This window comes from Micromonospora sp. NPDC000663, assembly GCF_042898105.1.
In the GTDB taxonomy this organism is placed as follows: domain Bacteria; phylum Actinomycetota; class Actinomycetes; order Mycobacteriales; family Micromonosporaceae; genus Micromonospora.
The window spans coordinates 404,796-426,174 of the sequence record NZ_JBIAYR010000002.1; the positions used below are offsets into that span (position 1 = coordinate 404,796).

General features: G+C 71.9%; 18 protein-coding genes. 14 read left to right on the plus strand and 4 right to left on the minus strand.

What is annotated here, in order from left to right:
- Positions 1 to 22: 22 nt before the first annotated feature.
- Positions 23 to 382, minus strand: coding sequence for a hypothetical protein (locus ACFY1S_RS10555; RefSeq protein WP_387115295.1), 360 nt, complete (start codon positions 380 to 382; stop codon positions 23 to 25).
- Positions 383 to 557: 175 nt separating this feature from the next.
- On the opposite strand from ACFY1S_RS10555, the gene ACFY1S_RS10560 reads away from it, so the two are divergent.
- A complete protein-coding gene (locus ACFY1S_RS10560) occupies positions 558 to 1,577 on the plus strand; it encodes a hypothetical protein (protein ID WP_387116027.1) in 1,020 nt (339 codons plus the stop codon).
- Positions 1,578 to 1,618: 41 nt separating this feature from the next.
- Complete coding sequence (locus ACFY1S_RS10565) at positions 1,619 to 2,560, plus strand: threonine/serine dehydratase (protein ID WP_387115298.1); 942 nt, start codon at positions 1,619 to 1,621, stop codon at positions 2,558 to 2,560.
- Positions 2,561 to 2,670: 110 nt separating this feature from the next.
- Here the strand turns inward: ACFY1S_RS10565 and ACFY1S_RS10570 are convergent, their stop codons facing one another.
- A complete protein-coding gene (locus ACFY1S_RS10570; RefSeq protein ID WP_387115301.1) occupies positions 2,671 to 5,091 on the minus strand; it encodes a M28 family peptidase in 2,421 nt (806 codons plus the stop codon).
- Positions 5,092 to 5,372: 281 nt separating this feature from the next.
- Between ACFY1S_RS10570 and ACFY1S_RS10575 the strand changes: the two genes are divergently transcribed.
- The 7 genes from ACFY1S_RS10575 to ACFY1S_RS10605 all read left to right on the plus strand — a co-directional run bounded on the left by ACFY1S_RS10575 (position 5,373) and on the right by ACFY1S_RS10605 (position 14,077).
- Complete coding sequence (locus tag ACFY1S_RS10575; protein WP_387115304.1) at positions 5,373 to 6,572, plus strand: PP2C family protein-serine/threonine phosphatase; 1,200 nt, start codon at positions 5,373 to 5,375, stop codon at positions 6,570 to 6,572.
- Positions 6,573 to 6,577: 5 nt separating this feature from the next.
- The gene (locus ACFY1S_RS10580; protein WP_387116030.1) at positions 6,578 to 8,311 is read left to right on the plus strand and encodes an ATP-binding protein; all 1,734 of its coding nucleotides are present in this window, start codon (positions 6,578 to 6,580) and stop codon (positions 8,309 to 8,311) included.
- Positions 8,308 to 8,760 carry a response regulator gene (locus ACFY1S_RS10585; RefSeq protein ID WP_091569521.1) on the plus strand — a complete coding sequence of 151 codons (453 nt, stop codon included), beginning with the start codon at positions 8,308 to 8,310 and terminating at the stop codon, positions 8,758 to 8,760. Before ACFY1S_RS10580 ends, ACFY1S_RS10585 begins: the two co-directional genes overlap by 4 nt.
- Positions 8,753 to 9,562: an inositol monophosphatase family protein gene (locus ACFY1S_RS10590; RefSeq protein WP_387115308.1), complete on the plus strand. Its 810-nt coding sequence runs from the start codon at positions 8,753 to 8,755 to the stop codon at positions 9,560 to 9,562. The genes ACFY1S_RS10585 and ACFY1S_RS10590 overlap by 8 nt, the downstream gene beginning before the upstream one ends.
- 194 nt (positions 9,563 to 9,756) lie before the next feature.
- Positions 9,757 to 10,773, plus strand: a complete 1,017-nt coding sequence (locus ACFY1S_RS10595) for a coiled-coil domain-containing protein (protein ID WP_387115312.1) — start codon at positions 9,757 to 9,759, stop codon at positions 10,771 to 10,773.
- Between the two features lie 36 nt (positions 10,774 to 10,809).
- Entirely contained in the window at positions 10,810 to 12,369 is a 1,560-nt protein-coding gene (locus ACFY1S_RS10600; protein ID WP_387115315.1) for a fused MFS/spermidine synthase, read from the plus strand.
- Between the two features lie 70 nt (positions 12,370 to 12,439).
- Positions 12,440 to 14,077: a serine/threonine-protein kinase gene (locus ACFY1S_RS10605; protein WP_387116033.1), complete on the plus strand. Its 1,638-nt coding sequence runs from the start codon at positions 12,440 to 12,442 to the stop codon at positions 14,075 to 14,077.
- 41 nt (positions 14,078 to 14,118) lie between these two features.
- Here ACFY1S_RS10605 and ACFY1S_RS10610 read toward each other — a convergent pair whose 3' ends face one another.
- On the minus strand, positions 14,119 to 14,787 hold the full coding sequence (locus ACFY1S_RS10610; protein ID WP_387115318.1) for a potassium channel family protein: 669 nt from the start codon (positions 14,785 to 14,787) through the stop codon (positions 14,119 to 14,121).
- 16 nt (positions 14,788 to 14,803) lie between these two features.
- Positions 14,804 to 16,138, minus strand: coding sequence for a TrkH family potassium uptake protein (locus tag ACFY1S_RS10615; RefSeq protein WP_387115321.1), 1,335 nt, complete (start codon positions 16,136 to 16,138; stop codon positions 14,804 to 14,806).
- A gap of 483 nt (positions 16,139 to 16,621) precedes the next feature.
- Between ACFY1S_RS10615 and ACFY1S_RS10620 the strand changes: the two genes are divergently transcribed.
- From ACFY1S_RS10620 to ACFY1S_RS10640, 5 genes are read left to right on the plus strand one after another with little or no spacing between them, the layout of a single operon-like run.
- Positions 16,622 to 17,821 carry a substrate-binding domain-containing protein gene (locus tag ACFY1S_RS10620; protein ID WP_387115324.1) on the plus strand — a complete coding sequence of 400 codons (1,200 nt, stop codon included), beginning with the start codon at positions 16,622 to 16,624 and terminating at the stop codon, positions 17,819 to 17,821.
- Between the two features lie 3 nt (positions 17,822 to 17,824).
- Entirely contained in the window at positions 17,825 to 18,568 is a 744-nt protein-coding gene (locus ACFY1S_RS10625) for an ABC transporter ATP-binding protein (protein WP_387115327.1), read from the plus strand.
- Positions 18,568 to 19,293: an ABC transporter ATP-binding protein gene (locus tag ACFY1S_RS10630; RefSeq protein ID WP_387115330.1), complete on the plus strand. Its 726-nt coding sequence runs from the start codon at positions 18,568 to 18,570 to the stop codon at positions 19,291 to 19,293. Before ACFY1S_RS10625 ends, ACFY1S_RS10630 begins: the two co-directional genes overlap by 1 nt.
- On the plus strand, positions 19,293 to 20,183 hold the full coding sequence (locus tag ACFY1S_RS10635) for a branched-chain amino acid ABC transporter permease (protein WP_387115333.1): 891 nt from the start codon (positions 19,293 to 19,295) through the stop codon (positions 20,181 to 20,183). Before ACFY1S_RS10630 ends, ACFY1S_RS10635 begins: the two co-directional genes overlap by 1 nt.
- A complete protein-coding gene (locus tag ACFY1S_RS10640; protein ID WP_387115336.1) occupies positions 20,180 to 21,283 on the plus strand; it encodes a branched-chain amino acid ABC transporter permease in 1,104 nt (367 codons plus the stop codon). The genes ACFY1S_RS10635 and ACFY1S_RS10640 overlap by 4 nt, the downstream gene beginning before the upstream one ends.
- The last annotated feature ends 96 nt before the right edge of the window (positions 21,284 to 21,379 follow it).

Here is a 21,379-nt window from a genome sequence, read left to right on the forward strand (position 1 = left end):
CCTGGCCTGAATCACGGGCGGGTCAGAGGCTCGCGGTGATGACGGCGCAGGCCGCCAGCGGCACCACCGCGGACAGCGTCCCCACGAGGGCCGCCGAACGGATCCGGGTACGGGAGACAAGGGCCGCGAGCATCCCGAGGCTGACCAGCAGGGCGAGAAACATCGCCGGCAGGGCCGCGTAGAGCCCGAAGAGCAGCATCCGGGACCGCTCCGAGTCGCACCCCTCGTCGCAGCCCGCCGGGACCGACCCGGAGAGCGTGCCGAGAAACAGGCCGAACGCCACCACGACTGCCGCGTACCAGCCGATCAGCACCAGGAACGAGGCGCGCGGGTCGGCCCTGCCCGTCCCGACGAGGGCAGGGCGTGTCGCCGACAGCGTCATGGACGAAGTATCAGGCATCGCGCGAGCGGCGTCAGCCCTTGGCGTACCACTGGACGTGCTGGCGTCGCTGTGTCGACCGGACCACGTCCGCGAGGAGTGGGTGGCTACTAGGTTTCGAAACATGTCATCTGGACGTCCGCGCCACCGCCCCGGGATCGGCTGGTTGGTCCGCCTGCTGCCGACCCGGGCGGTCGGGGCGGCGTCCCACCTCCAGGCGTTCGTGCTCTCCGGTGTGGTCACCGTGCTGGCCCTGCGGGCGTACCTGGAGGCCACCGACTATCCGCAGCTCGGCGGCGGCGGGCTGCACATCGCGCATGTGCTCTGGGGCGGCCTGCTGCTCGCGGTCGGCCTGGGGATCCCGCTGATCTTCCTGGGCGAAGGGCCACGCACCGCCGGGGCGATCGTCGGCGGCGTCGGGTTCGGCCTGTTCATCGACGAGGTGGGCAAGTTCGTCACCGCCGGCACCGACTACTTCTACGCCCCGGCTGCCGCCATCATCTACGTCGCGTTCGCCCTGCTCGTCCTGCTCACCCAGGCGGTACGTGGGCGTACCGGTCGATCCCAGTTGACCCCGGCGGAGCGTACGGCCAACGCGCTGGACGTGGTGCTCAGCGCTTTGCCCGCCGGGCTGACGGACCGGCGCCGGGCGGACGTGCGGCGTCTCGTGCGGGGCACCGGGCCTGCCACCGCGACTGCCATGGAGCAGTTGCTGGACACGATGCCCCGACGTGAGCCGCCGTCGGTCCGGTTCTGGCAGCGAGCGGCCGACCGGGCCCGGCGTCTCGCCGTCTGGGCGACGCGGCAGCGCTGGCTGGTCTGGCTGGTGGTGGTCTACCTGGTGGTGGAGCCGGTGCTGGTCGTGGTGGCGGTGCTGCTGGACGGGGTGACCGGAGAGCTGGACCAGGAGCGCGAGTGGGGCGCGGTGCTCGGTGTCACCGCTACCGCGCTGGTCACGGGGGTGCTCAGTCTGCGCGCGGCGTGGCTGCTGCGCTCGAACCGGCTCGAGGCGTTCCGGTTCTTCAAGCTCGCGCTGCTGGTCAGCCTGCTGTTCGGGCAGATCTTCAACTTCACTGTCAACCAGTTCAACGCGGTAGCCGTGGTCGCGATCGACCTGGCCCTGCTGGGGGTGGTGACCGCCGAGCACCGCCGGTTGCGGCGCGCAGCCGACAGGGGTGACCCCGTCGACGCTCCATAGGATGGCTCACCGACCACGGTCCCAGTGAGAGGGCGTTTCCCATGGTGAACAGAAGCGACGTCGACGCCGCTGCCGCGCTGGTCTCCGGGCGGGTCCGGGAGACTCCGGTCATCGCTGTCGACGGCGCTGACCTGGGCGTGCCCGGCCAGCTCAGCCTCAAGCTGGAGCTGCACCAGCACACCGGCTCGTTCAAGCCGCGCGGCGCGTTCAACCGGATGCTCCAGGGGCCGCTGCCGTCGGCCGGGGTGATCGCCGCCTCCGGTGGCAACCACGGACTCGCGGTGGCGTACGCGGCCCGGTCGCTGGGAGTGCCGGCGGAGGTCTTCGTTCCGGTGACCTCCTCACCGGTGAAGGTGCAGCGGCTGGCCGGGCTGGGTGCCCAGGTGCGGCAGGTGGGTCAGCACTACGCCGAGGCCCTGGCGGCGAGCACCGAGCGGGCGCAGGAGACCGGTGCCCTGGTCGTGCACGCGTACGACCAGCCGGAGGTGGTGGCCGGTCAGGGCACCGTCGGCCGGGAGTTGGAGGCGCAGCTCGAGGGGATCGACACGGTGCTGGTGGCGGTCGGCGGTGGTGGGCTGGTGTCCGGCGTCGCGAGTTGGTTCGACGGGTCGGTACGGGTCGTGGCCGTCGAGCCCGAGCAGATCCCCACCCTGCACTCCGCGCTCAAGGCGGGCGGGCCTGTCGACATCGAGGTGGGCGGCATCGCCACGGACTCGCTGGGCGCCCGCCGGATCGGCGAGATCGCGTACGACACCGCCCGCCGGACCGGCGTGGTCTCCGTGCTGGTCAGCGACGACGATCTGGTGCGGGCGCGTCGGCTGCTCTGGTCGGAGCTGCGGGTGGCCGCCGAGTTCGGCGGTGCCACCGCGCTCGCCGCGCTGGTCGGTGGGGCGTACGTGCCGCAGGCGGGGGAGCGGGTGGCGGTGATCGTCTGCGGCGGCAACACCGACCCGAGCGACCTGGGCCCGGCGGCACCGCACTGACCGACACCGTCAAGAGGTGCATCCGCGGGTGCAGAGCAAAGGACGCGGGGTGCAGAGCAAAGGACGCGGGTCCGGCGGGGAGCACCCCCGCCGGACCATGAACCGTCCCGTCAGAAGGGATAGGTGCGCGCGACCGCCAGCATCTCGGAGCTGTGCGACCCGACGACGCCGACGTCCGGCGGCCGGGGGCGGAAACCGGGCAGCGCGTCCAGTCCGTCGCTGGCGTCCATCGCCCGCAACGCCACTGGCCCGCCCTTCGTACGCAGCGTCAACGTCACCTCGATCCCCTCGGCCGGAGGGGCGTGGAAGACCAGCCCGAATCCCCATTTCCCCTCGCGGGCCTCCACCGGCACCGGCCGGCCGGCGACCTCGGCGCGCAGCACCGTGGCCGTCGACGCGTCGACGTGCAGCGTGGCGAGCCGTACCGCCCGCTGCGGGGTGAGCCGCAGCCGCAGCGTGCGTTCGTCGCCGGAGGTGCTGTCGGCCACGACGTCGACCTTCGGCGCCGGCAGGTTCGCCGCCTGCGCCGGGCCGGCGCGCAGCTCAGCGTCGCCGAGCCCGGGGAAGTCGTCGCCGACATCGGTCCCCCCGTCCACGTAGCCGTCCGTCCACGGCTGCGGGTCGGTTTCGCGGCTCAGCCAGCGGGCCTGGCCGGTGCCGGCGTCCAGGGCGTACATCAGGTGGGTGGGCGCGGGATGGTCGGCGTCGAAGCGGTCGACGGCCAGCCCGACCCCGGCGAGCACCACCGCCGCGACGGCGGCGGCCCCGGCAGGCAGCATCGCGAGCCGCCGGGCCCGCAGTGCGACCAGCCCGCGCTGCCCGCCGGCCTGCGGATGCAGCAGGTCGACCACCGGCAGGGCGGTCAGGCCGAGCAGCACCGCGACAAGCGCGGCCACCCCACCCATTCCCATGCCCAGCGCCGGGAAGAGCAGCACCACCGTCGGCAGCAGGATGGTCACCCCGACCGCGGCGGCGGCGGTCACCGCCACCACCGGCCACGGCCCGGCCTGCCGGGTCCGCAGCGCGACAAGCCCGCCGAGGGCACCGGCCAGGGCCGGCAGGGTCGTGAGGTACGCCCCGCCGGGAACCGCCACGGCGAGCAGCACGCCGAGCAGCGCCAGCCAGGCCAGCCCGCCCACGGCCAGCGCGGCCGGGCCGATCCGGCGGCGCAGCAGCGCGTACCAGGCGAACACGATCGCGGCGGCGAGCGCCAGCACGGCCAGCCGGTACCAGATCGGGCGGTACGGGTCGAGCAGCTCCGCGTACCCCGGGCGGATCGTGGTGATCGCCAGCCAGAGCAGCTGGGCGGCGGCCGGCGCGACCACGATCGGCACCAGGGCCAGCCCGAAGCCGGCGGCCAGCCGGCCGGCGCTGGCCCGCCCGCTGCGGCGGGTCAGCCAGCCCAGCGCGGCCACCGCTGCCACGGCGAGCAGGGCCAGCGGCAGGGTGAGCCAGCCGGGGTAGCGGACCAGCCCGCCGGGGACCGGGAAGTAGGTGGCGTCGTGCCCGGAACGCAGGTCGGTCAGGTCGGTGCGGCCGAACTCCCGGGCCAGGCCCAGCGCGTTGTCCCCGTGCTGCTGGAGACTGCCCCGGTCCAACGCCGCCGGGGTGTCCAGCGGGGTGTGGTAGATCGCGCCGCCGTCGATGTACGCCGAGTTCAGCCCGACGAACTTCTGGTCCAGGAACGCGGTGAAGTCGGTGTCGTTGGGCAGCGCCCGGTAGATCTCCACCGCGAACGAGGTGCCGACCGGGTGCGGGGCGGCCCGGCCGAAGACCTCCACCAGCCGGGAGTTGTTCTTCGACGTCTCAAACATGATCACCGGACCGGTGGAGCCGCGCGCCTCCAGGTTGAGCACCACTCCGCCGTCGGCGGCCAGCGGGTGGCTGGCGGCGAACGCGGCCGCGCCGCACAGGCACGCCTCCTCCGCGTCGGTAAGCACGAAGACGATGTCGTTGCGCGGCTTCGGACCGGCCGCCAGCGCCCGCGCCACCTCCAGGATCGCCGAGGTGCCCGCCGCGTCGTCGTTGCCGCCCGGCCCGGTCTGCACCGAGTCGTAGTGGGCGACGAGGAACACCCGGCCGGTCGGATCGGTGCCGGGAAGCCGGGCCACCACGTTGCGGACCCGGGCCACAGTCGCCCCACCCGCCGCGCCGCTGAGCTGGCCGGCCTCCGGGGCCACCGTGTCCTGCACCTCGGTCTCCAGGCCCAGCCCGCGCAACCGCTGCTCGATGTGCGCGCGTACCTGATCGTTTGCCGCGCTGCCGGCGGCGTGCGGCCGGGCCGCGATGACCTCGACGTCCTCGTACGCCCGGCCGGCGCTGAACTCGTCGGCCGGCGCGCTCGCCGGCGACGGCGCAGGCGTGCGCAGGTCGAGCAGGCTGCCGGCGCCCACGGCGGCCAGCGCCGCCATTGCAGCCGCGACGGCCAGGAGCCGGCGGCGCGGTCGGGCCAACGCGCGGTCGGCGGGAGGTACGCCCGGACCGGGGCGGGCCGGACGGCCCGTCGCAGCCTGGGTGGGGGGTGCGCCCACGGGAACTCCTCGAAGGTGGTGGGGGCCTGGGGTGGCACTATCCTGCCGTCCAGCGACTTCGGGCGGGATGGCCGGTCGGCCGACGATCGGCCCGAACGGTCACGGGGGGCAGTGACGCGGCCCATCCCCGCCCGCGCCGAGGCCGCCGTGTTGTGTGCGACCGTTGTCTAATACAGGATCAGCAGGGCACTCGGAAGGAGCCCGACATCACCAGCGAACTCCCGCGTCTCGCGGCGGTGGCCCGGCCGCACCGGGGACCCGGCCTGGCCGGTTCCCCAGTCGTGCCGTACCCGCACGGCGGCCTGGCGCGGCACGCCAACCTGCCGCCGGGCGAGCGGTTGCGGGTGCTGCTGGTGGAGGACGACGAGGGTGACGCCTTCCTGGTCGGTGAACTGCTCGCCGAGACCAACTCGATGATCGAGCTGCTTGTCGCCACCAGCCTCAGCGAGGCACGGCAGCGGGTCACCGGCGTCGACTGCGTCCTGCTCGACCTGGGCCTGCCCGACGCGCAGGGGCTGGACGGGCTGCGGCAGGTGCTGGAGATGTCCAGCGGCGCGGCGGTGTGCGTGCTGACCGGCCGCTCCGACGAGCACCTGGGCATCGTGGCGGTCGCCGAGGGCGCACAGGACTACCTGGTCAAGGGCCAGGTGGACGGGGTGCTGCTGACCCGGGCGCTGCGCTACGCCGTGGAGCGCAAGCGGGCCGACGAGAACGCCCGCCGGCTACGTGAGGTTGAGCTGCGCCAGGCCGAGTCGGCCCGCCTCGAACGCGGCCTGCTGCCCCAGCCGCTGATGACCACCGACGAGGTGGCGGTGCACACCTTCTACCGGCCGGGGCGGCACGCGGCGCTGATCGGCGGGGACTTCTTCGACGTGGTGCAGACCCGTCCGGACCGTCTCTACCTGATCGTCGGGGACGTCTGCGGGCATGGGGTGGACGAGGCGGCCCTCGGCGTCGAGCTGCGGGTGGCCTGGCGGGCGCTTGTGCTCGCCGGGGTGCCGGACGACGAGGTGCTGCCCGCGCTGGAACAGGTGCTGATGAGTGAGCGCCGACTCCAGGAGATCTTCGCGACGGTCGCCACCGTTCGACTGGACCTGGACGCCAACCGGGCCACCGTCCGACTCGCCGGGCACCCGCCGCCGCTGCTGCTCTCCGGCGGCCGGGTCGTCCCGGTGCCCGCACCCGGCGGCCTGCTGCTGGGCGTACGACCCCGCCGGCCGATCGCCTACGACCTGGAGTTCGACACCGATGACTGGTCCCTGCTGATGTACACCGACGGCCTCATCGAGGGGCGTGTGGGCGCCGGCAACGAACGCCTCGACGTGCCGGGTCTGAGCGGCCTGCTCGACGAACCGGCCAACCGCGAGGTGTCGCTGCCCGATCTGCCGGCCTGGCTGGTCGGTCGCGCGGAGCAGATCAACGGCGGCCCGCTCGCCGACGACGTGGCGATGCTGCTGGTCAGCCGGGGTGGTGGCCGGTGACGCCGATGAGTGGCGGCTGGAGTCTGCGCCGCCGGGTCGTCACCCTGCTCACCATCGTGGGTGTGCTGCTGATCGGCCTGGCCGCGGCGGAGGCGGCGATGGCCGCCCGCAACCGTACGCAGATCGACGCCGTTCTGAACCAGACGGGTCCGCTGCGGGTGCAGTCGCAGGAACTGCTCAACGCGCTGCTCGACCAGGAGACGGCGGTCCGCGGGTACGCGGTGAGCGGTAAGCCGGCCGACCTGGCTCCCTACCGGGAGGGTCTGGAGCAGGAGAAGGCCGTCATCGCCTCGATGGGGTCGCTGATCGGGGACTACCCGCAGGTCGGCCGGGAGTTGCGGACCGTCCAGGAACGCGTCGAACAGTGGCGACGGTCGGTGGCGGAGCCGGTGATCACCACGACCGACCGCAGTGGCACCCAGGCCGGCCAGGCGTTGGTCACCGACCAGGCCCGGCAGCAGTTCGACGAGGTCCGCGCGGCGGTCTCCAGCCTCCAGGAGGAGATCCTGGCCGCCCGGGAGCAGTCCGCCGCCGACGTCCGCAACAGCAGCAACGTGCTGGTCGTACTGTTGATCATCGCGGCGCTGGTGGTGGTCGTCGCCGGCACGGTGCTGCTCATCTCGCTGGACCGGATGGTGATCCGGCCCCTCACCGGCCTGGCCGGTCAGGTCCGCGAGGTCGCCGAGGGCGACTACCAGCACCGCATCGCCACAGTCGGCCCACCGGAGTTCATCAGGCTCGGTGACGACGTCGACGCGATGCGCCAGAAGATCGCCTCCGACCTGGCCGAGGTGCGCCAGGCACGGGAACGCATCGAGTGGGTCAACAGCCAGCTCCAGAAGCAGGCCGAGGAGCTGACCCGGTCCAACCGTGACCTGGAGCAGTTCGCGTACGTGGCCTCTCACGACCTCCAGGAGCCGCTGCGCAAGGTGGCCAGCTTCTGCCAGCTGCTCCAGCGCCGCTACGCCGGGCAGCTCGACGAGCGGGCCGACCAGTACATCGCATTCGCTGTCGACGGCGCCCAGCGGATGCAGCGCCTCATCAACGACCTGCTGGCGTTCTCCCGCATCGGCCGGCTCACCACCGGCTTCACCGAGGTCGACCTGAACAAGGTGCTCGGTGACGTGGCAGGTCAGACCGAGGCCGCCCGGCAGTACGCGGACGCCGAGCTGACCTGGACCGAGATGCCGGTGATCCGTGGCGAGGAACCCCTGCTCACCAACCTGCTGGCAAACCTGGTGAGCAACTCGGTCAAGTTCCGCCGTCCGGACGTGCCGCCGAAGGTGCACGTGTCGGCCCGGCTGGTCGGCGCCGAGTGGGAAATCACCTGCCAGGACAACGGCATCGGGATCGAGCCGGAGTTCGCCGACAAGATCTTCGTGATCTTCCAGCGACTGCACTCGAAGGACGCGTACCCGGGCACCGGCATCGGGTTGGCCATCGTCAAGAAGATCGTGGAATACCACGGCGGCCGGGTCTGGGTGGACACCGACGTTCCGGAGGGCACCGCGATCCGGTTCACCCTGCCGGCGCTTCCCGAGGACGTCGAGGCCGCTGCCGCCGCCGACGCGCCTGAGCAGTCGGAGCAGTCGGAGCCTTCCGCGCCGGACGACGCGGCGACCCCGGCCGAGGCGCCGGCCGGGCCGCCGGAGCAGTCCGCCGACCCGGACCGGCCGGACCGGGCCGACGGAGCACCGGAAAGCGGTAGAACGGGTGACATGAGGGAGACGGTGGGATGACCGCGCCAGCGGACGGCAAGAGCCCGATCGAGGTCCTGCTCGTCGAGGACGATCCGGGTGACGTGTTGATGACCCAGGAGGCGTTCGAGGAGCACAAGCTCCGCAACCGGCTGACCGTCGTCTCCGACGGCGCCGAGGCGCTCGCCTACCTGCGGCGCGAGGGTCAGTACGCCGACGCGGTGACCCCCGACCTGATCCTGCTCGACCTCAACCTGCCCCGCCGCGACGGCCGGGAGGTGCTCGAAGAGATCAAGAAGGACGAGGAGCTGCGCCGCATCCCCGTCGTGGTGCTCACCACCTCCCAGGCCGACGAGGACATCCTGCGCAGCTACCAGCTGCACGCCAACGCCTACGTGACCAAGCCGGTGGACTTCGAGCGCTTCATCTCGGTGGTCCGCCAGATCGACGAGTTCTTCGTCAGCGTGGTCAAGTTGCCGCCGCGTGGCTGACACCCTGCTCGACGATGTCGGCGCCCTGCTCCGCGAGGCCGCCGACCAGGTCGTGCTGCCGCTGTTCCGCAAACTCGACGACGCCGACGTGTCGGAGAAGGCGCCGGGCGAGGTCGTCACCGTCGCGGACCGCCGGGCCGAGGAGCTGATCTCGGCGCGGCTGCGGCACCTGCGCCCCGGCTCGATGGTGGTGGGCGAGGAGGGCGTCGCCGACGATCCGGAGCTGCTGCGGCACCTGCGCGACGGCGGGGACGTGTGGCTCGTCGACCCGGTCGACGGCACCGCGAACTTCGCCGCCGGCCGTCGACCGTTCGCCCTGATGGTGGCGCTGTTGACCGACGGGCGGCCGACCGCCGGCTGGATCCTCGATCCGCTGGCCGAGACGCTGGCCTCGGGCTGGGCCGACGAGGGCGCCCTGCTCAACGGCGAGCCGGTGGACAACGCGGGCCAGGTGCCGTCGCTGGGTGAGCTGCGCGGCGCGGCCATGACTCGGTTCCTGCCCCCCGAGGCCCGGGACCGGGTCCGTGCCGGCGGCCGGCGACTCGGCGAGCTGCTGCCCGGCCAGCACTGCGCGGGCCGGGAGTACCTGGACATCCTCACCGGCGAACAGCAGTTCACCCTGTTCTGGCGCACCCTGCCCTGGGACCACGCCCCGGGAGTGCTGCTCGTGCGCGCCGCCGGTGGGGTGGCCCGCCGGTTCGACGGCGTCGACTACCACCCCGCCGATGAGGGGCGGGGTCTGCTCGTCGCGGCCAACGAGCAGGTCTGGGCCGAGGTGCACGAAGCCCTCCTCAGCTCCTGATCCGAGCGCTGCGCGACAGTGCCGGGACGCTGCGTCGACATCGAGCCCGTCGGAGGGTCAGGGGGCTGGTCACCGGCGGGCGTTCCGGTATCGTGACCGGCGGTCTCCGCCAGCAGGCCGCCGACCGGCGCCGGCGGGGACGCCGCCGCGTAGTGGGTTTCACCGGGGCCGGCGGTCGACGGAAGGACGCTTTCGTGCCCAGGACCAGGCTCACCCAGCGGCGCGGTCGCCGCGCTCTGCTCGCCGTGCTCGCCGCCGTCACGCTCGTGCTCGTCGGCGGCGCCGTCCCCGCGTACGCGGAGCCCGACGAGGGTGGCACCAAGAAGCTGCGGGACGCGTTGGAGCTGACCGCCAAGGGCCACATCGAGGCCAAGGCCAAACTGGACAACTCCAAGCGCCGGCAGACGGCGCTGACCGGCGAGTTGAAGTCCGTCGAAGGTCGGCTGGTGGGGCTCACCGCCCAGGTCGGCGAGGTGGCCGCGCAGTCGTACCGGGTCGGCCGGCTCACCCCGGCGACAATGCTGCTCAACACCAGCACCCCGCAGGCGTTCCTGGAACGCGTCAGCGACCTCGACATGATGGCCCAACGGGACAGCAAGCGGCTGCGCGATCTCGTCAACGCCCAGCAGGAGGCCCAGCAGGCCAAGCTCGCCATCGACGCGGAGGTCCGCGAGCAGCAGAAGCAGCTCGCCGTGATGGCGAAGAAGAAGAAGGAGGCCGAGGCGGCTCTCGCCGAGGTCAGCTCGGGCGTCAGCGGCGGTTTCAGCGGCGGCAGCTCCGCCTCGGCGAAGCCGGCGCCGCGTAACCCCGACGGGTCGTGGCCGTCCGAGTCGTGCTCGGTGAAGGACCCGACCACCTCGGGCTGCATCACCCCGCGCACCCTCAACGCCCTCAAGCAGACCCAGGCGGCCGGTTACAAGCGGCACGTCTCCTGCAAGCGCGAAGGCGGCGGCGGCGAGCACCCGAAGGGCCGCGCCTGTGACTTCTCGGCAGCCACGAACGGCTTCGAGGACCGCAACGCGACGGGCGGCGACAAGGCGTACGGCGACAGCCTGGCCGCCTGGCACGTCCGAAACGCCGACCGGCTCGGTGTGCTGTACGTGATCTGGTACCGGCAGATCTGGCATCCCGGCACGGGTTGGCGCGCGTACAGCGGCAGCGGCAGTCCCGCCGCCAGCCACACGAACCATGTTCATCTCTCGATGTACTGACCCGAAGCGCCAGCTTCGCTGCGTACCATCGCGACGATGAGCTCCCCACCGTCCGACGTAGCGGCCCCGCAGGCCTCGGCCGCGCCCGTACCTGCCACCGGCCGGGCGCTGCCCAACGGCCTGGCCGCGTTCCTGGTCTTCTTCTCCAGCGGCGCCGTGCTGGTGCTGGAGACCGTCGCGCTGCGCCTGGTCGGCCCGTACGTCGGGGTGACCCTCCAGGTCACCAGCTCGGTGATCGGCATCGCGCTCGCCGCCATCGCGTACGGCGCGTGGTCCGGCGGCTGGCTGGCCGACCGGCGCGACCCGCGCGGCCTGCTGGCGCCGGCGCTGGTGCTGGCCGGCATCGCCACCGCGATCACCCTGCCCGTCGTCAGGTACGCAGGCGAGGTGCTGCGCGGCGGCGCGGCCAGCGCCATCCTGCTGCTCGTCGCGTTGGCCGTGTTCGTGCCTGCCGCGCTGCTCGCCGCGGTCACCCCGCTTGTCGTGAAGCTCCAACTCGCCGACCTGCGCCGCACCGGTCAGGTCGTCGGGCGGCTGTCCGGCATCGGCACCCTCGGCGGCATCACCGCCACCCTGCTCACCGGGTTCGTGCTGGTCGCCGCCCTGCCCACCACCGTGATCCTGGTGGCGCTGGCGGTGGCGCTCGGGCTGGCCGGCATCGCCCTGGGGTGGTATCTGCGCAGGCAGGCGCCCACCGACCTGCCCGGTCCGGCCCGCACCCGGGCCGCGCTTGCCGTGCTCGGCCTGCTCGGCGCGGGGCTCAGCACCGTCGCACCGAACCCGTGCGACATCGAGACGGCGTACCACTGTGCCCGCGTGACGACTGACCCCGGCCGGCCCGACGGCCGGACGCTGCTGCTCAACTCCGCCCAGCACTCGTACGTGGACCTGGCCGACCCGAAACACCTGGAGTACGCGTACACCAAGTGGATCGGCGCGGTCGCCGACGTGGCCGCGCCGGCCGGGCAGCGGCTGGACGCCCTGCACCTGGGCGGTGGCGGTTTCACGGTGCCGCGGTACCTGACCGCCACCCGGCCGGGCACCGACAACGTCGTCTTCGAGATCGACGGCGGGCTGGTCGAGCTGGGCGAGCGGGAGTTGGGCGTACGCACAGGCCCGGACCTGCGGGCCGTGGTCGGCGACGCCCGGATGCTCGTCGCCGGGGAGCCGGCGGACAGCCGTGACCTGGTGGTGGGTGACGCGTTCGGGCACCTGGTGGTGCCGTGGCACCTGGCCACCCGGGAGATGGCCGCCGAGATCCGCCGGGTGACGCGCCCGGGCGGGGTGTACGTGCAGAACGTCATCGACTACCCGCCGCTGCGGTTCATCCGCGCCGAGCTGAACACGGTGGCCGCCGAGTTCACGCACGTCGCGCTGATCGCCCCACCGGAGGCGCTCGCCGAGGAGCAGGGCTCCAACTTCCTGATCGTCGCGTCCGACGCTCCGCTGCCGCTGGACGCCGTCCGCGGCCGGCTGGGCGAGACCGACCCCAAGGTCAGTCTGCTCTCCGGCACCGGCCTCACGGACTTCGTCGGTTCGGCGCTCGTGCTGACCGACGACTACGCCCCTGTGGACCAGCTGCTGGCGACCGCCTGATCGGGTGACATCCTGACCGATTCCGATCGTCCAGGTGTAGGTGTCCTCCGTACGGGCAACTACGGCCACCATGGGCGGTGGGGACCGGAACGGCGCGCAACTCCTCGATGAGCGGTACCGGCTCGTCGAGCAACTCGGCGCGGGCGGAATGTCGGTGGTCTGGCGCGGCTACGACGAGGTGCTCGGTCGCCAGGTCGCCGTGAAGGTCCTGGCGTCCCGGCTGGCCAGCGACCGCGCGTTCCGGCACCGGATCCGGGTGGAGGCGCAGGCCGCCGCGCGGCTCTGCCACCCCAACATCACGAACGTGTACGACTACGGCGAGTCCGAGCAGGTCGGCCTGACCGTGCCGTACGTCGTGATGGAGCTGGTCGACGGCATGTCACTCGCCAATCGGCTGGGCCGCGAGGTGAAGCTGCCATGGCGGGAGGCGGTGACGGTCGGTGCCGAGGTCAGCTCCGCGCTGGCCACCGCGCACGCTCGCGGTGTGGTGCACCGCGACGTCACCCCGGGCAACGTCATGCTCACCTCGACCGGCGTCAAGGTCGTCGACTTCGGCATCTCCGCGCTTGTGGGGGAGAGCGAGAAGGGGCCGGACGGCGCGCTGCTCGGCACACCCGCGTACCTCGCACCGGAGCGGCTGGACAACGGCCAGGTCTCCCCGGCCACCGACGTGTACGCCGTGGGACTGCTGCTCTACCGGATGCTCACCGGCCGGCTGCCGTGGCAGGCCAGCACGACCACGCAGATGCTGCGTGCGCACATGTACAACGACCCGGACCCGATGCCACAGGTGCCCGGGCTGCCGGACGCGGTGAGCGATCTGGTGCGGCGCTGCCTGGCCAAGAAGCCCGCGGACCGTCCGGCCACCGCCGAGCTGGCCCGGACCCTCGCCGAGGCTGCCGGGATGCTGTCGGCCGTGCCTGTCTCGCCTGCCGCCGGGCACCTGGACCCGGCGGCGTTGGCAAGCGCGGGCACCACCATCCTGCCCTGGTCGGCGGCGACCGACGCGTTGCCGCTTTCCCGGACCCGTAACCGCACGCGGCGGGAGCACAGCCGTCGGCGGCGGGTGGAGGCAGGGGTGGCCGCCGTCGGCCTCATCGCGGTCACCGGCGCGATGTGGGGGTTCACCTCGCGCAGCCCGGCCAGCGGCGAGGACCGGCCCACCACCGAGGCCCGGATGGGCCTGCCGAAGGCGGCGCCCTGCGAGGTGGCGTACGCGCTGCGGACCGACTCGGGCAAGGACTTCGCCGCCGAGCTGACCCTGACCAACAAGGGTGAGCAGGAGCTGCGGGACTGGACGATGAGCTTCACCTTCCCTGGCCAGCAGGCGGTGACCAAGGCGGAACCGACGTCGGTGCGGCAGGAGGGGAACACGGTGCTGATCCGGCCGGCGGCCCAGCGCAGCACTCTCGCGCCAGGCGCGGCCGAGAAGGTCACCCTGACCGGGACGTACAGCGGTGCGAACCCGCTGCCGGTGGAGTTCCGGGTCGGCGACAGCACCTGCGGCGTACGCGTCTCCGGGGTGGCCGGCAGCGCGCCGTCCACCGCGCCGGCGACCAAGGCGGCCACCACGAAGGCCCCGCCGAAGAAGACGACGAAGACCACCACGAAGACCACTACGAAGGTCGCGCCGAAGGCCCCGGCGCCCCCGAACGCTCCGAAGAAGCCGGGCACGGGCAAGGGGCCGGGTGGTCCGGGAAAAGGATGAAGGCCGCTGAGGGGCACGGTGGTGGCCACCGGAGGTGACGGTCAGCGCCGTCCCGCGAACCGCTGCACCTGGTCGATCCCACCCTCCACGACCAGCACCCCACCCTGGGCCAGCGCCGTGTCGTCCGAGGCGTACCGGAAGCGCTCACCCGGCGCCTTCGCGCCGATCACCCGGACCCCGTAACGCTCGTCCGGGCGCAGGTCGAGCAGGGTCCGACCGACGAGCGACTCCGGTACCCGGATGGTGGCGATGGCGAAGTCGTCGTCGAACTCGATGAAGTCGAGCAACCGGCTGACGATCAGGTGCGCCACCCGGTCGCCCGTCTCCGCCTCCGGGAAGATCACGTGGTGGGCGCCGACCGACGACAGGATCTTGGCGTGCTTCTGCGACGTGGCGCGCGCCCAGATCTGCGGCAGACCCAGCTCGGTCAACGCCAGTACGGTGAGCACGCTCGCCTCCACCGACGCCCCGATGGCCACCACCGCCCGTTCGAAGCTGGCCACGCCGAGTTGGCGAAGGGCTCCGTCCTCCGTCGCGTCGGCCTGCACCACGCGGTCGAATTGGGCCGAGAAGCGCTGCACCTGACTCCCGTTGCGGTCGACGGCCAGGACCTCGCGGCCCATCCTGGTGAGTGACCCGGCGAGGTGGCAGCCGAACCGACCCAACCCGATCACCACGACACCACCGTCGTCAGATCGTCTCGCCGACATCCCGATCTCCTCGCGCCTAGCCGACAATTGGTTGTTCCTGCGGATAGCGGTAGAGCCGGCGCCTGGTGTTCAGTGCGATCGCCGACCCGAGGGTGAGCGGCCCGACCCGGCCGATGAACATCAGCACGGTCAGCACCAGCTGGCCGCTGGCCGGCAGCTCGCCGGCCAGACCGATGGTCAGGCCGGTGGTGCTGAACGCGGAGGTGACCTCGAACAGGGCCGCCACGAAGCGCACGCCCTCGGTGAGCAGCAGCAGGAGCATCGTCCCGGCCGTGACCAGCGCGACGCTGAGCAGGGCCACGGTGACGGCCTGCCGTTGGCTGGCGGTGGCCACCCGGCGATGTCCGACGGTCACGTCGGGCTCGCCGCGCAGCTCCGCCCAGATCGTGAACGCCAACAGGAAGAACGTGGACACCTTGATGCCGCCGGCAGTGCTGGCGCTGCCGCCGCCGATGAACATCAGCACGATCAGCAGCGGGTAGCTCTCCTCCTGGAGGTCGGCGATGTTCAACACGCTGAAGCCGCCGGTGCGGCTCAACGCGACCTGGGTGAACGACGCGAGCGCCTTGCCCGCGACGTCGTACGAGCCGATGGTGCTGACGTTCGTCCACTCGGAGGCCAGCAGACCGAGGAAGCCGAGCAGCAGCAGGGCCGCGCTGCCCCAGATGGTCAGCTTGGTGGCCACCGCCCACCCGGCCGGCCCGCGCCACTCGCGGAAGGCCTCGAACAGGGCGGGAAACCCGAGCCCGCCGACGATGGCGCCGAACGCCAACGGCAGCGACACCCACGGGTCGCGGTCGAAGGCGAGCAGGCCGTCGCTGTAGAGCGCGAAGCCGCCGTTGTTGAACGCCTGGACGGCGTGGAACACGCCCGACCAGAGTGCCCGCTCCGGCGCGTAGTCGTACGCCCAGAAGAGCCGGCCCGCGACCAGCGCGGTCATCACCGCCTCGCAGGCGAAGACGGTCACCGCGATCCGGCGCAGCAACCGCGCCACGTCACCGACACCGAACTCGGCCGTCTCGGCCTGCACCAGCAGCCGGTTGCGCAGACCGAGCTGACGCGAGACCACCAGGATCACCAGCGCCGCGGCCGTGAGGATGCCGAGACCACCGAGCTGGGTCAGCAGGGTGATCACCAGCAGGCCCCAGCCGGACCAGTAGTTGGGGGTGTCGGTGATCGCCATTCCGGTGACCGACACCGCCGAGGTCGCGGTGAACAGGGCGGTGACCAGGGGAGGCCGCTGGTGCTGGACGGTGGCCCAGCGCGCCATCAGCAACGCGGTGCCGAGCAGGATCGGCACCAGGAACCCCAGCGGCACCAGCCGCACAGGGTTGCGGAGAAGACGGCGCACCAGACAATCTTCCTTTTCCGTACGGGCGTCGGAGCGGGAACGCCCATTCCGGAGATTCACCTGCCGGCCGATCGTCAACCAACTCGCCACTACATCCACGATCAGGCGTGATCTTGACAGGGCGAACCGCGGCACGAGACAGCAACATCAGGGAAGTTGTTGTCTCGGGGCCGGCGGAGGCAGCAACATCAGGGAAGTTGCGACGATCTTCGCCTGCTCGACCTCGGGCGGCGGGTCGGCGGAGGTGTCAGCGGCCGGAGTGCTCGGCCGAGTGGGGCGGATGGCGCGAGGCGACACACGCCTCGGGTGGGCCGTGGAGGTTGGGACCATCGGGAGACCGGGCCGCCAGGCGGCAGTGCGGTCCGTTGTAACCTCCGGCCACCTCGTTCCTGTTACTTGTGTGTTTCTGCCACATAGCCCGTGGGTGACGTCACTTCTAGCGTGAGCCGACAACACAGCATCCTGTCCTCACCTGGAGTCGCGATGACGGTCCGGCACACGCGGCGGGCGTTCCTCTCCGCCGCCACGATGATGGCTGCGGCGCTCGCCGCCACCGCCTGTGGTAGCCCGCAGGACACCGCCACCGGCGGCGGCGACAGCGCCGCGCCGGTGAAGGTCGGCCTGGTGTACTCCCAGTCGGGAGCCCTGGCCAGTTATGGAAAGCAGTACATCGAGGGGTTCAAGGCGGGGTTGGACTTCGCCACCAAGGGCACCGGCAAGGTCGGCGACCGGAAGATCGAGCCGACCGAGGTCGACGACGCGGGTGACCCGGCCAAGGCGGTGTCCGCGGCGAAGGACCTGATCGGCAAGGGCGCGAAGATCATCGCTGGTTCCACCGCCTCCGGCGTGGCGCTCCAGGTCGCGCCGATCGCGGCGCAGAACAAGGTCCTGTTCATCTCCGGCCCGGCCGCCACGGACGCGGTGACCGGTGCGAACAAGTACACGTTCCGTTCCGGTAGGCAGTCGTACCAGGACGTGGTGACCGCCAAGTCGTTCATCGGCGACCCCACAGGCAAGAAGGTGGTGGTCTTCGCCCAGGACGGCGCGTTCGGCGACGCCAACGAGGCCGCCGTGAAGGCCGTCATCGGCAGCGCGGGCGCGACCGTGAGCAGCGTACGGGCGCCGGCCAGCGCCACCGAGTTCACGCCGTTCGCCAGCCAGATCAAGGCGGCCAAGCCGGACCTGCTCTTCGTGGCGTGGGCGGGTACGACCGCTCCGGCGATGTGGCAGACCCTCGACCAGCAGGGCGTGCTGTCGTCCACCACCGTCGTCACCGGCCTGGACATCCGTGCCTCCTGGCCTACCTTCGGCGCGGCCGGTGCGAAGATCTCGTTCCTGTCGCACTACTTCGACGGCGCCAGCGACACCGAGGCGAGCAAGGCGCTCAAGGCGAAGGTCAGCACCATCGACCTGTTCCACCCGGACGGCTTCGCCGCCGCCCAGATGGTGGTCCGCGCGGTGCAGGAGGGCGGCGACGACGTCGACAAGATGGTCACCGCACTGGAGGGCTGGAGCTTCGACGGGGTCAAGGGCAAGATGACCATCCGGGCCGCCGACCACGCGCTGCTCCAGCCGATGTTCCAGGCCAAGCTGACCGGCAGCGGCACCGCCTTCACGGCCGCCGCGCAGAAGAGCCTCACCGGTGACGAGTCGGCGCCGCCGGCCGTGGCGATGAAGGGCTGAGAAGTGCTCGCCACCCGCGGTCTGACCTGGCGGATCGGTGAGGTCGCCATCGTCGACAGCGTCTACCTCGACCTGGCGCCCGGGGAGTTCCTGGGCGTGATCGGGCCGAACGGCGCCGGCAAGACCTCACTGTTCAACCTGATCACCGGCCTGCGCCGGGCCACGGAGGGCCGGGTCACCCTGGATGGGCAGGACATCGGGGAGCTTCCGCCACACCGGCGGGCCCGCCTCGGCCTGGGCCGTACCTTCCAGGCGTCTTCGGTCTTCGGCTCGCTGAGCGTGCGGGAGAACGTCCGGCTCGCCGTGCAGGCGCACCGCGGGGGCTCGATGGCACTGTGGCGGCGGGCGGCGGCCGACCGGGAGGTGGCCGCCGCCGCCGACGCGGCGCTCGACCGGGTCGGCCTCACCCACCGGGGTACGGCGCTCGCCGGCACCCTGGCGCACGGCGAGAAACGCAAGCTGGAGATCGCCCTGCTGCTCGCCGGTGAACCACGGGTGATGCTGCTGGACGAGCCGATGGCCGGGGTGAGCGCCGAGGACGTGCCCGAGCTGGTCGCCGTCATCAAGTCGTTGACCGGGGACAGCGGCCGGGCGGTGCTGATGGTCGAGCACCACATGGACGTCATCCTGGAGTTGGCCGACCGGATCGCCGTCATGCACCACGGCGCGCTGCTGGCCTGCGACACCCCGGAGACGGTGATGGCCAACCCCACAGTGCAAGAGGCCTACCTGGGGGAGTCGCTCTAATGGAACCGGTTCTCAGTGTGGAGGATCTGTCGGTCCGGATCTCCGGGCTGCACATCCTCCAAGGGGTGTCCTTCACTGTCGCCCCGACCGGCGTGACGGTCCTGCTCGGCCGCAACGGCGTCGGCAAGACCACCACGTTGCGCGCGATCGTCGGCCTCACCCCGCCCGCCGGGGAGGTCCGCGGCACCATCCGGATGGGCGCCCATAGCCTGCTGGACCGGCCGACGCATCGGCTGGTCCGTGGCGGGCTCGGCTACGTACCCGAGGACCGGTGCGTGTTCGCCGGCCTCACCGTCGCCGAGAACCTGCGGCTCGCCGAGCGGCGCGGCACCACCCCGGCGTACGACAAGGTCTTCGCGCTCTTTCCGGAGCTGGACCGGCGCGGACGGCAACGGGCGGGTTCGCTCTCCGGCGGGCAGCAGCAGATGCTCGCGATCGGGCGGGTGCTGCTCAACGACAACCGGCTGCTGCTGGTCGACGAGCCGACCAAGGGGTTGGCGCCGAAGGTGGTGACCGAGGTGGCCGAGGTGTTGGAACGGGTCGCGGAGTCGGTGCCGGTGCTGCTCGTCGAGCAGAACCTGGCGGTGGTCCGGCGGCTCGCGAAGGACGCGGTGGTGCTTGCCGCCGGCAAGGTGGCCTGGACCGGTGACGCCCGGGAACTGCTGCTGGAGACGGCGCTTACCAAGTCGCTGCTGGGTGTGGGCTCGGCGGAGGTGTCCCACTGATGGGGACCGTGATCCTGTTGACGTTGACCGGGCTGGGCCTGGCGGCGCTGTACTTCCTGGTCGCCTCCGGCCTGTCCCTGGTCTTCGGTCTGGCCGACGTGCTGAACTTCGCGCACGGGCTGTTCCTCGGCGTCGGCGCGTACGGCACCTGGTGGGCGGCGGGCAACCTGCCGGGGGCCGGTTCGGACGGGTTCGGCTTCGTGGTCGCTGTCGCCTTCGGGGTGGCCGCCGGCACGCTTGTAGCAGTCCTGGTGGAGTTGGTGCTGATCCGCCCGCTGTACTCCCGCACCATCGAACAGGTGCTTGTCACCGTCGGTCTGTCCCTGGCCGGGGTGGCGTTGCTCCAGGCCACCTGGGGTGCGGACGCCCGCACCTTCCCGCGCCCGGACTGGACCCGGCAGGTGACCGGGATCCTCGGCGCGCAGGTACCCAACGGTGGCCTGCTGCTGATCATCGCGGCGGTGCTGGTGCTCGGCGCGATCCTGGCGTTCCTGCGCTGGACCCGGTACGGCCTGGTGATCCGGGCCGGCGTGGAGAACCGGGAGATGGTGACGGCGCTCGGCATCGACGTGCGCAAGGCGTTCACGCTTGTCTTCGCGATCGGTGGGGCGGCTGCCGCGCTCGCCGGGGCGCTCGGCGGGGTCTACTTCGGCACCGTCTCGCCCGGGCAGGGCAGCTCACTGCTGATCTTCGCGTTCATCGTGGTGGTGATCGGCGGGATGGGCTCGGTGGTCGGCTCCGCGTACGCGGCGGTAGTCGTGGGGCTGGTGCAGCAGTTCGTCAACTACTACGGCACGTCCGGGCTGGGCGACATCTGCGTGGTCGGGCTGTTGGCAGTGGTGCTGCTGCTGCGTCCGCAGGGCATCGCCGGAAAGGTGGCAACGGCATGACGGTGATCGACGCGCCTCCCGCGCAGGTGCCCGACGAGTTGACCCCGCAGCGAGGGCGGTGGCACCGGGTCCGCCCGTTTCTGCCGCTCGTCGCGCTGGCCGTGCTGGCCGTGCTGCCGTACTCGACGATCTCCCTGCCGGGGATCTTCGAGGGGCCGGTCAACTCGCCGGGCACCCTGCAACTGCTCGCCATCTGCCTGATCTTCGGTGGGCTGGCCGCCGGGTACGACCTGCTCTTCGGCCGGACCGGGATGCTGTCCTTCGGGCACGCGCTGTACTTCGCCGCAGGCGTGTACGGCACCGACATCCTCGTCACCCGGGCCGGTCTGCCGCTGTGGCAGGCGGCGCTGCTGACGATCACCGGCGGCACGATCCTCGCGGCGCTGCTCGGTGCTGTGGCGTTGCGGACCGTGGGCATCGCCTTCGCCATGGTCACCTTGGCCTTCGCGCAGGTCGGGGCGATCCTGGTGGCCCGCGACTTCGGTGGGCTCACCGGCGGCGAGGAGGGCCTGCCGCTGGACGTGTCCGGGCTGCCCGCCGGGCTGGTGGGGGTGACCAACACGGTCAACCTGTACTGGCTGGCACTGGCGTACCTGACGCTCGTGGTCTTCGTGGTGCACCGGGTGAGCGGGTCGCCGACCGGGCGGGTGCTCGCCGGGCTGCGCGACGACGAGCGGCGGATCGGTGTGCTCGGGCTGGACCCGTACCGCTACAAGCTTGTGGCGTTCACCCTGGCCGGCGGGCTGGCGTCGGCGGGCGGGGTGGTCTACGTCCTGATCGTCGGCGGCGCGTCGCCGCACATCACGTCCTCCGAGCTGACCCTGTCGCTGCTGGTCATGGTGGTGCTCGGCGGGCCGGGCACCAGGTGGGGGCCGGTGCTCGGCGGCGTCCTCTACATGTACCTGGACCACCGGCTCACCGCGTTCGGCACCAGCGACGCGGTGGACAGCCTTCCGGCCGTCCTCAGTCGCCCGCTGAGCCAGCCGCTGTTCGTCCTGGGCACGGTCTTCATCCTGGCCGTCTACTTCTTCCCAGGAGGCCTGACCAGCCTCGCCCCCCGCCTGTCCCACCTGACCCGATCCCTCCGCCCACCCCGGTGACGCCCGCCCCGTCGATCATGAAGTTATTGCCACGACACGCCGTCGCGGATGGCGTTAACTTCATGATCGACGGGGTTCTGCGTCTGGGGAGGTCGG